The sequence below is a fragment of the Paenibacillus sp. FSL R5-0744 genome (genome assembly GCF_037972555.1).
In the GTDB taxonomy this organism is placed as follows: Bacteria; Bacillota; Bacilli; order Paenibacillales; family Paenibacillaceae; genus Paenibacillus_AQ.
Map to the genome: position 1 here is coordinate 2474328 of NZ_CP150228.1, position 12912 is coordinate 2487239.

Sequence of the window (12912 nt, forward strand, 5' to 3'; positions counted from 1 at the left end):
ACCTGTTAACAGTAACACCAAATATCTAGATTGTTCAACCAATAAACAAAGTTTCATTTAATAATTACAAAAACTTGCTAGTTTACACATGGAAGTTGAAATCGCTTACTTATATAATGTGCCTAGTCATACGAAAATAGGATGCTTAAGGGGAGAATAATCATGCCTACGCAGGAATTAATCCTTGTGAAGCAGGGCAAAGCTGCTAAGATTTACGTGGATCCCAAAGGGAAGGATTATGCCGGTTTGCGCCGCGTGGCTCAGTCTTTTGCAGCAGATGTTAAACAGGTAACAGAGGTTGAACCTGAAATACATACACAATTGAAGGCATTGGATGGAACCGTTATAATCGCTGGATCGATCGGCAGTAATGAGCTTATTGATCGTTTAATTGCGAAGGGGACAGTGGATGTGTCCGCCATCCAAGGGAAAAGGGAATGTTATAAAATTCAGGTAGTTGAAGAACCGACAGCAGGAGTGGACAAGGCGCTCGTCATTGTGGGAAGCGATAAACGCGGGACGATGTACGGGATTTATTCTATCTCTGAAAAAATTGGCGTTAGTCCGTGGAAATATTGGGCAGATGTTATACCAGAGAAAAAAGCAGATTTGATCTTACCTGATAGCCAGCTACATAGGATTTCCAAAGAACCTTCGGTTAAATACAGAGGGATTTTTTTGAATGACGACTGGCCGTCCTTGGGCTCTTGGGTAACTCAAAGATTTGGTGATTTTAATGAAGATTTCTATGACAAGGTGTTTGAACTAATTCTTCGATTAAAGGGGAATTATTTATGGCCAGCGATGTGGAGTGCCGAATTCAGCCTTAACGGTAAAAGCAATCCAATCGCCAACGCCCAGCATGCACAGGAATACGGCATTATAATGGGAACCTCCCATCATGAACCTTTATTTCGGGCAGGCAGTGAATGGCAGAAGGTATACAACCAATATGGAACAAGTAACTTATGGGATTTTGCCCGAAACAAACAAGCTATTACGGATTTCTGGGAAGATGGAATCAAACGGAATCAGGACTTTGACAATTTAATCACACTAGGGATGAGGGGAGAAAGTGATTCTGCGCTGGAGGGCTCCGACCAGGAGAATATTGACCTGCTGAAGGACATCATCCTTACGCAAAAAGAATTATTAAAGAAATATAATCTTGAGCACTCGCCCCAAATTCTAGCCGTATACAAGGAAGTGGAGAAGTATTGGTATGGCACTGCTGAGGTTGAAGGCTTGAAGGACTGGGAAGTCCTGAATGAGGTTACGATCCTGCTGGCAGATGATAACTTTGGCAATCTCCGCAAAATCCCAACGGAACACGAACGCGATCGAAGTGCAGGGTGGGGGATGTATTATCATTTTGACTATCATGGTGGTCCACATTCCTATGAATGGTTAAACACGATTCCGCTGGAGAAGGTTTGGGAGCAAATGTGTATGGCATTCGACTATGGCATCCGTGATGTATGGATTGTGAACGTCGGGGATTTGAAGCCTATGGAATTGCCTATTTCCTACTTTATGGAATTGGCCTATGATTTCGAAGCTTGGGGTACCGGAGCGATTAACCGGACTGAGGAATATACCAAACGATGGGTAGAGCAGCAGTTCGGATATGCACTGGAACATGAGACATGCCTGGGCATCGCGCAATTGCTGAGTGAGTATACCCGAATGAACGGCCGCCGCAAGCCGGAGATTATTTATCCGTCAACCTTCAGTCCAATCCATTACAATGAGGCACAGAGAGTGCTGAAGCAGGCGATTAGGATGGAGAATGCCGCTGACCAATACTATGCTCTTATTCCTGAATCATTAAAAGATGCGTACTACCAGCTTGTATATTTCCCTGCTGCTGCATCAGCCAATGTGCTCAAAATGCAAATATATGCTGGACTTAACGAGCTATATGCTGGACGAGGCAGTGTATTGGCCAATACCTACGCTACCCAGACTCATGAAGCCATCGATAGGGATAAACACCTGGAGCAGGTTTATAATAGCGGAATTACAGAAGGAAAATGGCAAGGAATGATGAGTTCCCCTCATGTCGGGTATGTTCACTGGAATGCAGAGGGGTGGAAATATCCAGAGGTGAGCACTTTGATTCCTGACAAAGGTTCTATAATGATTATTGATGTGGAAGGTACGGAGGAAGCGTATATTTCGGGTACGGCAAAGCTTCCTGTATTTACAAATCTGCAAAAAGAAAACTATTGCATTACTATCAGCAACGGTGGAGAAGCGGGCTTTGAATATCAGACAAGTAGCAGTGCAGCTTGGATCAAGCTTGAGAAAACATCGGGGTGGATCAAGGCTGGGGAGACCTTACAGGTTTCTGTAGATTGGGAAAAGGTTCACGAGATATCGACGGGTGAAATTACACTCTCTGGTGCCGGGGGCATCGTTAAGGTGAATGTAGCTGTGGACTGGACTGACATTCAGGATGTGCCAGCGATGACCTTTATCGAGACGCATAATAGAGTGTCCATTGAAGCGGAGCATACCTCAAGTCGTGTTGCACAATCAGGGGTGGAATGGAAGACCATTGCTAACTATGGGCGTTCTTTATCCTCGGTTAAAATGTTTCCGGATACGGTATCTTTTGAACAGCCGGAGAATGCGCCTTATCTGGAATATCAGGTTTTAGTACAGCAGAATGCAGATTACAGCTTAACCGCGTATATTGCTCCGACAAACAACCTGTCACAGTTCAGTGGATTAAAATATGCGGTAGGCTTCGATGCACAGACGCCAGTGATTACTGATGCTTTACCTACGGATTTTGCGGGCGGCAATCATGATAATGAACCGTGGTGCCGCGCGGTTATGGATAATATTCATACCGTGACCACAAGTCATGCGTTAACAAAGGGGATTCATACCCTCCGCTTTTACGGATTGGATGCAGGCCTGGTCCTGCAAAAGCTTGTGTTGTCCGCTGCGGAGCTGCCTTATTCCTATTTGGGCCCAGAGGAGAGCTTCTATACTAGGGGGACGCACTAATTCATAGTTAGAGCTAATTGAAGGGCTGAATCCCCGAATGGTTCAGGGGCCTCCGTTATTTCAAGGCAGATGACGGAGGATAACCCTTGATATTTTTGAAAACATTACTGAAGTAGGCGACATCTTGATAACCACAGTGCTCTGCTACTTCGGACACATTGAAGCCACCTGCGGACAAAATCATCTCAGCATTGTTCACTCGTACTTTATTTATGAATTCCTTATAGGTGGAACCGATGTTTTGCTTGAACAGCTTGCCAAGATATACAGGATTTAAGGCAACCAAATCAGCTAGTTCCTTGATCGTAACTTCCTCCGAATAATGATCCATAATATAGGTCATTACTTTTTGGATTCTCAGATCGATCAGAGGTGTCTCTTGATGGTGGGTTATGCTTAACAGGCGATACACGATCAGTTGAAAAATGGCTCTGGCCTTCATTTTATAAAAAGGCTGTTTGCCCATCCATACATGCGAGAAATCTTTGATGTCCGCTAGGATCTCTTTAGTTCTCCAGTTTTTGGTTACGGTCTCAAAAGGGAGCTGCACATGATTGTCCTCCCCCTCCCAGAAGAAATTAAACGCAAAAGAACGCATGGGTGCCTCCTTAAAGGTCTGCGCTTCCCGAATACTTCCGGAAGGTGCATAGAGCATATCACCAGCTTCAACCGTAAATTTCTCCCCATTAATAAAATAGTTCGATTTCCCTTCCACAATGAAGGTAAGGTCATGGAAATCAATTTTGCTCCTCGTTATCTCCCAATCCGGGAAGGATCTGCGGTCGACAAACAAAAAAACGTTCGGAACTAGATTCTCATATTTGCCAATGTCCATTTCAGCCATTGCTCCTTCCATATAACTAGAGCCGTACGAATACCGATTGGTATATTATACCGAAATGAAACCTATTACGAAAAGACTCTTTTAATCATCGGGAATGCCGTACGCCATGCATAATGAAATCCTTGAATTGTCGGTCTGTTGCCCGGTCTTCCTCCGTAACCACACCGCTCCGCTGATGCGTAATAATAACGGCTTTTTGTAAATACATGAAATACAGGTGGGTGGACTTCTGCAGAATGTTCAGCCACTTATTTTTTTCCTCCGGATCCACTGCTATTGTGTCAAGCAGTATAAGTCGCGAATACCAGCCTTCCATAGCCTTCTTAAAGTCAGGCAGTTCTGCAGGATTCTTAGAAAGCGTGCTGTAGTAAACTCCAAAAATGGCATCATAGTAGATCAGTGATTCCTGATGATCTCTTAGCGCCAAATATTTATCCAGAATGTTCTCCAGTGATTGTACTGGCTGTTCAAAATCAAAATCAAACAGCAGCTGTCCAAACATCCGCTCCAGGTTAAGGACATAGATTTGAGCGGCTAATTCTTCTTTGTCCTTATAATGATGATACAAAGTGCGCCGGGAGACCCCGGCTTGTTCTGCAATTTGAGCCATATCCGTGCGCTCAATACCTTGAGCACAGAACAAGCTGAGCGCTGTATCCTTAATGATCTCCCTCGTCATTTGCATCTGCTTTTCACGCAAATTCATTAATTTTCTCTCCTGCCTTGTGCGAGTATTTCGCTAATTCTATGCTATTTCTGAGCTGGCTTCGACGTCATGAGGAACTTGCTGCCCACGGAATAGGCTTTCTGATGGTTGACTGCATCACCTAGCCATTTCAGAAGCTTCACACCATCTTGTTCAGCCTGAAAGAAGGTCTCTCGGGTTGCAAAAGTGTGCGGGGTTGTACCCGTCTTAGCATTTAGCCCATAGTCGGTCAGATAGTAATAATAATTAGGTAAAGTGGCAGCCAAAGAAGATACAGATTGCCGCATTTCCTGTGACCATTCATTAATAATGCGTTGATCTCTGGGCCCCTTGTAATCGTTGATGTTGTTCTGAAAGTGGATCAGAATCTCGTCAAATACCGAGTAGGATTGCAATATTACCGTATTCGCAGGCAGTAGATGACCGTTCGCTTTAAATGCTGCCCCGATGATATCCGCTTCAGGGGTATACCCAAAATTCTTAACGAAGTCTGCCTGCCATTCCTTATTCACAACATTTGGCCACTTGTCTGATTTCAGGAAGGAACTGTCTGAATATTGGAAGATCTCGGAGTCTTTGTAATGAGAGGCGATTTCCGGAGCCCAGAAGGCGGACCCGAATCCACCAGCACTTTCACCTGCAATTAGCAGTTTGCCGGGCTTTTCCACGTTGGCATATATCCAATCAAGGCTGTTTCGCACATTATTGCTGCCGTTATAACGCATTGTAAAGGTACTGCCGTCCTCTTTTTTATATTCAGCCGTACGGTTACCGATATGGAAATCACCCGTCGAATAGGGAAGGTAGACCACATTCCATCCATGAAAAGGATTGGCAGGGTTATCCGTATCCATCATGCCTCTCAGCAATGTCAGCATATAGAAGGGGATGTTCTGGAAATAGTTGCCCGTATCTCCACCTTTAATGAAGTTCATTAGCTTGATGGGGTGCGCGGCGCTTTGGGCATCCCAACTGGCCCCTCCCCCGGAAAAAAAGATAATCCAGTTATTAGTCTCTCCCTTTTTATTCCAGATAAAATACTCTGATCCATCACTTGAAATGACATTTCCGTCTAGCTTGACTTTATTCCACTCATAAGGCTTCACTTCCGTGATTACGGGGGTGGCGGTGGCCGGTCTCTTGATCACAAAAGCGCTAATCGCAAGAATAGCAATCAAAGCAAGGCTCAATAATCCAATGCATGTGAATATCGTAATTTTCCCCATTCTTCTCATATACATCTCTCCCTTAATTGGAGTATACGCTACGGTAACTCATTGCGCAATGTGTATACTTAAATTCAAAATAAACAATCATAATCGAAAAACGGGGTGTCCTCGCAGCCTTTTATACATGGCTACAGGGACACCCCGATTTTGTATGTTACTTCATTTAATTAGATTCTACACTTCGATTTCAAATGTTCTAATTTCGTAAGGTTCAAGTACAAAGGTAATGACAGGTTCAGTGTGAACCTCACCTTCAGGACGTTCCATTAGATTACACTCTTGCCACGAAATAATGTTCAAGTCGCTCGTCATATCAATCTGCTGGCGGCTTCCGGAATAGTCGTGAACACGTACAACTAATTTTTGACTATCTTCAGATTTCTTAAGGGCAGATACCATAACCGTATTCGTAGAAAGACGAATCATGGACTTTGTTTCTACTTCAGCTTGCCCCATGGTGCTCCGCAGTGGATTGTTGATGGACCAGGCTTGACGGACGGTATCACCTTGTAGCCAATCCCCAGTATGAGGCAGGATAGAGTAGGTGAATGAATGTTCGCCTTGATCCGCATCAGGGTCAGGGTGTGTTGCCGATTTGATTAGGGATAGACGCATCACATTATCCTTGATGTCGTAGCCATATTTGCAGTCATTCAGCAAGCTAACGCCATAACCACGATCTGATAAATCTGCCCACTGATGACCCACAGTCTCGAATCTAGCGTAATCCCAGCTAGTGTTCCAGTGTGTTGGACGCTTAACATTACCGAACTGGATATCATAAGTGGCTTCGGTAGCTCGTATCGCAACAGGGAAGGCTACTTTCATTAGCTGTTTTTTCTCATGCCAGTCTACGTTCGTCACGAAGTCGATACGACGATGCCCAGCGTGTAAGATCATTTGCTGTTTAATCGTGGAGTCCATATAGCTCCATGTGAATTGCACAATACAACGCAATGAACCATTTTCTATGACTTCAATGCTAGTGCAGTCGATCACTTCGCGCATTTTTTGCTGATAGTAGATGTCAATGTCCCAAGCTTCATGTGCTAATGGTTTATCCTCAAACACTTGGAACACATTACCGTGACTTCCATTAGCTAATACTTGACGCTGTTCGTGTTTATCATAGATGGATGACAATTGACCTTGCTCGTTCCACGCTATTTCAAAGTGAGGCGTTGAAATTCCTGATTCATTCAGCTTGAATGGAGTGCTTAGTGGCTCAGAATTCACATCTGCCACGAAGGAGATGGTGGTGTATCCGAGAGAAGGAATGTCGGACACTTCAATGATCCAACGGTCACCTTCACGCTGAGCTTGTAATGGTTTACCTTCTGTGTTTATCCAATGTCCTGTTTCCATGCCAGGCTCTATAGTAATTTCTACGAGCTCAGTTAATTCCCAAGAAGCATTGTTCCAGATGGTATATTTACCGGCTTCACTTCCGTTCACTAGTAGGTTCGTAGATTGTTCCCATACAGATTGACCAATGGCTTCCGCTTGAGCATATTCAATAGTACTGTCTTCGTACACTTCACGAATTGAAGAACCAGGAATAATATCATGGAATTGGTTACGCAAAATAATTCTCCAACCCTCGTCTAAATCGGTCTGACGATAGTTCGACCAATCTTCAGACACCACACTTTGCAGTGCGTTTAGCCATTCCGCCTCGCGGTATAGCAGTTCGAGCTTGCGGTTCATCCGCTTATTGTAGGCTTGGCTAGTGTACGTGCCACGGTGATATTCTAAGTAAAGCTCACCATCCCATACATGGACATAACGATCTGTATTAGCAACGGTTTCTTGCAGATTACGGAAGTAATCTCCTGCTGTTCCTGTTTCAATCTTCGGTAGTCCTGGGAGATCGTTGAGTCTGCGGCGCATCTCTAGCATTTCGCGGTTAACCCCGCCGCCGCCATCACCATATCCGTAAGAAAGTAATAAATTGCGATTCACTTCTTTATCACGGTACGTATCCCAAATTCCTTTTACAGTCTTAGGAATGATGCGGCCATTATAGGTGTAGAACCAAGAATCTTCTTCAGACCAAGGCTCTGGTGTTGTAATGAAGTGTGTTAATACTTCAGTGCCATCAATACCACGCCATTGGAAGGTATCATGTGGCATGCGGTTGTATTGATTCCAGCTAATTTTCGTGGTCATAAACGTATTAATTCCTGATTTTTTTAGAATTTGTGGCAAGGACCAGCTGTAGCCAAATACGTCCGGCAGCCATAAATAATCACATTCAACACCAAATTCATTACGCAAGAAGCGAGTACCATATAGCAATTGACGGACAAGAGACTCACCTGAGGTCAAGTTACAATCTGCCTCGAGCCACATGCCACCGCCAGCTTCCCAGCGTCCTTCAGCTACACGTTCACGAATCTTCTCGTAGATTTCTGGATAATCGTTTTTGATGTATTCATAAAGCTGAGGTTGAGTTTGTAAAAAAGTATAGTCAGGGAACATTTCCATCAGACGGAGTACGGTCGAGAAGGAACGCGCACATTTCTCACGGGTATGCTTCAATTGCCATAACCAAGCTACATCAATATGGGTATGACCAATACAGGTAACAGTAACTGGCGAAGACTTTTCCATTTTATTAATTTCATCACGCAAATAATTACGAGCTTCCTCGATCGAATCGTAGAAGACCTCTGAACCTGGACGAGACCAGTCAATCAGAAGAAACGAGCGGTCTACTGTACTTAGCAGCTGTGTATATTCTGGTGTTTTTGAATCGAGTACGTTCAGCGTCTCAACTACAGCAAGTGCAGTAAAGTAGAAATCATCCGTTGCATCGTCCAGCCAACAAATTTCTGCCATACGAATTCCATGCGTTTGATCTTTTTTAGGACCGCCACCTTCTAGTCCCGACCATAAACGGAAGGTAAGAGGAAGCTGCGTACCTACCGTTTCATCCGGCAAGAACACTTCTGTATGATTGGAATCTACACCTTGATAGGGTTTACCATTGTAAAAGAATAAAGATTCAAAGCCGGAGTTGTTTCCGGCACCCGTCTCGCCAAAATCAAATCGACCCAGTACCCTGCGTCCTGCCCAAGAGGCGGGTACGTCTATCTGTGTCGTTAGCCATAAATACAAATCGCGGCCTTTCCAGGTATCGCCAACTTGTAGCTTAGACCATTCTCCATCCACGGGTGGTTCCGCTGCAATTTCACCATGTTCGTCTATCATAGAATTGAAAAAAGGAATGTGTATTCGATCCCGGTAACGATATTCGGAAATCTCGTTTAGTTGGGAGTTGAGTTTACGTTTGGTTAGAAACATGAGTAATAGCCCTCCATTATCTTGATGGGGGACGAGGATTATAAGACTTATAGGGTGATTACAGGTTTGTTTGGGGGGTAGAAACCAACTATAGACGATTTTTAGCGAGATGTAAACTCATGATAAAGAAAAAGGTTGCAAGGAGGAAAGATTTACATCTAAAAATGAATGCGCTCCCATTGCACAAAAAGAAAGGTGGTGTTAAGCTTCTAATCCTAAAGGCTAGATTTTGAAGGAAGGTGAATTTGTTGAATATAAAGAAATTTTATCAAAATCATTTACGAAAAAAGCTGTTTAATAAAATTTTAGCTATATATTCATCCATCATCATTATTACGCTTATTGCCTCTTCCATTACCGTTTATAAATACTATGAACAGACGATCACGCGTCAACATGTTGATGCTAATCGAGAGGTACTGGATTACGTGAGTTTATATATGAATCAGCAGTACGAAGGGATTCAATTGGCCATCCAGCAAATTTATAGTGATGCTTCTGTAAGTGAGGATTTGTCCTACTTTTTGCAACATGATTATGGAGATTATCTTAAATATCGTTTAGATCAGTTTGCTGAAATTGGGAGCTTCGTACCCCATACATTCGATACTTACTTCAAAACGTATTTGAATCAGAAAAGTGGTATTTCTGACGTTATCTTATACAGCACTGAGAAAGAATTTTATTATTTATATAAAAATAATACACGACAGCTCTACAAAAGAGATATAGATATTTCGGAGCAAAAATCACCCATACCCAAGAATGGTTGGGTTTCGCATGAGAAAAAATTATTACTTAAGGAAATAAGGGAAGACAATAACAATTTGTATACAATGACTAGGGAGCTTAAAGATCCGATTTCATTGAAAACGATCGGTATGCTCATTATAGATTTTGATGCTGAACTTATTTCAAAATGGCTTGGTACGAAAGGTACAGAGAATAATGGCCAAGTGTTGGTTCTAACACCAAGCGGTGACGTCATATATGATTCCTTAGGAAGGTATATGGGACAGCAGTATCCGCATATCGCTGGTCTTTATTCAGACAACTGGACTGCACTGGATGGATTATCCAAAGTTAACTTAAATACAACGAATAGCTCAGGTCTTATTGTGGCAGGAATCATTCAGAAGTCGCAGGTCAATAAAGAAATGGTGGTAGTACGAAATTGGATTATCGGGATTACGGCAGCACTAATTGTTGCGGCAATGTCCATTACATACGGAATAATTTTACGTTTCTCTAAAAAAGTGAAGATCATTGTCAAATCTATGAAGCGCTTACAGGAAGGCGACTTAAGCACGCGCATTCATCTTAACCGGGAGGATGAATTGCAGCTCATTGCCAACAATTTTAACTATATGTGTGAAAGACTAGAGCTGTATATTAATAAAGTTTACATTTCAGAAATTACGCAAAAAAATGCAGAACTCGTTGCTCTTCAATCGCAGATTAATCCGCATTTTTTATATAATACGCTTGAAGCTATAAGGATGCGGGCTATTTCGCAAGGTGCGAAGGATGTAGGTCAGATGATTTACATTTTATCTACGTTATTCCGAACGATGATTAAGAAAAGTATGGTTGTTACCATCGCTGATGAGATTGAATATTGCAATCTATATCTTGAGCTGTTTCAGATTAGGCATAAAGATAAGCTTCAAATCGAGTCGCGAATAAGTCCAGTGGCTATGAATTGTTCTATCGTTAAACTGCTGATTCAGCCGGTCATTGAAAATTATATTGTTCACGGATTCAGGCCCGAACGCTCCGATAACTTAATCCGCATTGAAGTAACTGAATCAGACGGTAGCATTCAAATTGCTATTAGAGATAACGGAAATGGGATTATTCCCAGCAAGCTAACGGAACTTCAAAAAACACTTCAAGTCAGTATGCGAATGGATGCACCACCTTCCTCGCTTGGACTATGTAATGTGAATGAGCGAATTAAGCTTTATTATGGGATTGAATATGGATTATCGATTGCTAGTGAGATCGGTGTAGGAACAACAGTCATCATGAATATACCAGTGGTAAGGGAGAGTATTAAATAATGCACAACATACTTATTGTGGATGATGAACCTCTTATTCTTGAAGGATTACGTTCAGTGATCGAATGGGAAGATTATGGACTAAGAATCGCAGGGCAAGCGAGTAATGGGGAAGAAGCTTTAGAATTTTTGCATAGCCATAACGAAGCCATTGACATATTAATTACAGATATTACGATGCCAAAGCTGACGGGACTTGAACTCATTCAACAAATTAAGTCTTTTGATTCAAAAATGAGATTTATTATCTTAAGCGGCTATGAACAATTTGAGTATTTAAAAGCTGGAATGAGTCTAGGCATTGAAAATTATATTCTTAAACCCATTAACATAAAAGAATTGGAATCAACCATTGAGCAAATTGTTGAGGTCCTTAATCAAGAGGATGTTGAACAATTTCATGCGAAGGAGGATCAGCAAGTTTTACGTAACAATATTTTAAATCGTTGGGTCACTGGAAATATAGATCGACAGGAGCTATTGCATCGTTCAAAAGTCTTAAATATTTCTCTGGACTGTTCATGTTTTACGGTGGCTGCGATTCGGCTTATTACGGAACATGAAGAGGATGAGGGTCAACTGCACCCTAATCAACTTATGGAAGAATGTTATCGTATCGCTGTGCAGTCCGTAGCAGAGCGCGGAACAGTTATTGTATTTATAGATATGGAAGGTGATCTTGTTCTTATTGTTGCGGAGTCGACTGAAGATGAGAACAAAGAAGAAATGTATTGCATGCTGCAACAAGTGCAATGTGAGATTATGCATGAATTAGGAAAGTCTGTCTGGATTACGATAGGAAGTAAGGAATATACTTTTCAAGAAGTACCACAAAGTTATAAAAAAGCGAAAAGTTTATATGTGGATCATCTGATGCTGCCGGGCTACCCGATTATAGATGTGGACCAATTGTCGAAGATGGTGTTACATGAGGAAAAGCTCGAAATTGATTATGAAGCATTTACTAAACTATTATTATCTGGAGAGCGTGAGGCGGCAAATCAATTTATCGCAGAAACATTCCAAAAGCTGTTCGGATGTGGCGTGATTACACGCATTGATAATTACAACGTGGCGATTGAATTAATGTTGATCGCTAAGAATATGGAGAAGAACTGTAACTTCAGTGCTGTGTTTAATCCTTTGCTACGCATCCATACCATTGAGCAGTTGCTTCATCATGTGCAGGAAAGTGTGAATGAAACGCTGGACCAATTATCGCTAGTGAGTGATGAACTCAGTCCGAATATGAGATATATGGTGGATCAAGTGAGCAAACATTATAGAGAAGAACTATCTCTGAAGACGCTCAGTCAGCGAATGAATATGCATCCTACTTACTTGGGACAGCTATTTCAGAAGGAGATGGGGCGAAGCTTCTCTGATTATGTGAATCAATTCCGAATTGAAAAAGCAAGACAACTGCTGCTTCAAACTACGTTATTAACCAATGAAATAGCAGCTGAAGTAGGGTATCTAGATCCAGCGTATTTTTATCGCCAGTTCAAAAAATCAGCAGGCATATCTCCAACAGAACTTCGAAATATGTATAAAAAAGAAAAGGCGTAGGATTTAGGAAATGTTCCCGGGTATCACGTTCAAGTGGAGGGTTCACGAACGTTGGTCACGGGAATGTTTCCTTTTTTTTGTTCAAATCTTAAGGATTTTCAAGCCTCACGGAGGTCGTTTTTTCTTGCGATCTTTAATTTTTACATATCATTCTGGAGTTTTTCAACTTTATGAAACC

7 protein-coding genes are annotated in these 12912 nt (G+C 42.2%); 3 read left to right on the forward strand and 4 right to left on the reverse strand.

From position 1 onward, the window contains the following. Positions 1-162 precede the first annotated feature (162 nt). Entirely contained in the window at positions 163-3018 is a 2856-nt protein-coding gene (locus tag MKY19_RS10625) for a glycosyl hydrolase 115 family protein (protein ID WP_339802575.1), read from the forward strand. A 55-nt stretch (positions 3019-3073) separates the two neighbouring features. On the opposite strand, the gene MKY19_RS10630 is transcribed toward MKY19_RS10625, so the two are convergent. The 4 genes from MKY19_RS10630 to MKY19_RS10645 all read right to left on the reverse strand — a co-directional run bounded on the left by MKY19_RS10630 (position 3074) and on the right by MKY19_RS10645 (position 9103). After that, the gene (locus MKY19_RS10630) at positions 3074-3853 is read right to left on the reverse strand and encodes a helix-turn-helix domain-containing protein (RefSeq protein WP_339802577.1); all 780 of its coding nucleotides are present in this window, start codon (positions 3851-3853) and stop codon (positions 3074-3076) included. Between the two features lie 94 nt (positions 3854-3947). After that, a complete protein-coding gene (locus MKY19_RS10635) occupies positions 3948-4568 on the reverse strand; it encodes a TetR/AcrR family transcriptional regulator (protein ID WP_076298488.1) in 621 nt (206 codons plus the stop codon). Positions 4569-4612: 44 nt separating this feature from the next. Further along, complete coding sequence (locus MKY19_RS10640) at positions 4613-5803, reverse strand: pectin acetylesterase-family hydrolase (RefSeq protein ID WP_339802581.1); 1191 nt, start codon at positions 5801-5803, stop codon at positions 4613-4615. 168 nt (positions 5804-5971) lie between these two features. Beyond that, positions 5972-9103 carry an alpha-mannosidase gene (locus tag MKY19_RS10645; protein ID WP_339802584.1) on the reverse strand — a complete coding sequence of 1044 codons (3132 nt, stop codon included), beginning with the start codon at positions 9101-9103 and terminating at the stop codon, positions 5972-5974. A 248-nt stretch (positions 9104-9351) separates the two neighbouring features. Here MKY19_RS10645 and MKY19_RS10650 point away from each other — a divergent pair, with 248 nt between their 5' ends. Together MKY19_RS10650 and MKY19_RS10655 are read left to right on the forward strand one after the other, a co-directional pair. Next, the gene (locus MKY19_RS10650) at positions 9352-11166 is read left to right on the forward strand and encodes a sensor histidine kinase (protein ID WP_081382735.1); all 1815 of its coding nucleotides are present in this window, start codon (positions 9352-9354) and stop codon (positions 11164-11166) included. Then, complete coding sequence (locus tag MKY19_RS10655; protein ID WP_339802588.1) at positions 11166-12734, forward strand: response regulator transcription factor; 1569 nt, start codon at positions 11166-11168, stop codon at positions 12732-12734. The genes MKY19_RS10650 and MKY19_RS10655 overlap by 1 nt, the downstream gene beginning before the upstream one ends. The last annotated feature ends 178 nt before the right edge of the window (positions 12735-12912 follow it).

Excerpts from the sequence above, each read along its gene's own strand:
- MKY19_RS10630 (WP_339802577.1), bottom strand. The coding sequence starts at position 3,853 with ATGGACATTGGCAAATATGAGAATCTAGTTCCGAACGTTTTTTTGTTT.
- MKY19_RS10635 (WP_076298488.1), bottom strand. The coding sequence starts at position 4,568 with ATGAATTTGCGTGAAAAGCAGATGCAAATGACGAGGGAGATCATTAAG.
- MKY19_RS10655 (WP_339802588.1), top strand. The coding sequence starts at position 11,166 with ATGCACAACATACTTATTGTGGATGATGAACCTCTTATTCTTGAAGGA.
- MKY19_RS10625 (WP_339802575.1), top strand. The coding sequence starts at position 163 with ATGCCTACGCAGGAATTAATCCTTGTGAAGCAGGGCAAAGCTGCTAAG.
- MKY19_RS10640 (WP_339802581.1), bottom strand. The coding sequence starts at position 5,803 with ATGAGAAGAATGGGGAAAATTACGATATTCACATGCATTGGATTATTG.
- MKY19_RS10645 (WP_339802584.1), bottom strand. The coding sequence starts at position 9,103 with ATGTTTCTAACCAAACGTAAACTCAACTCCCAACTAAACGAGATTTCC.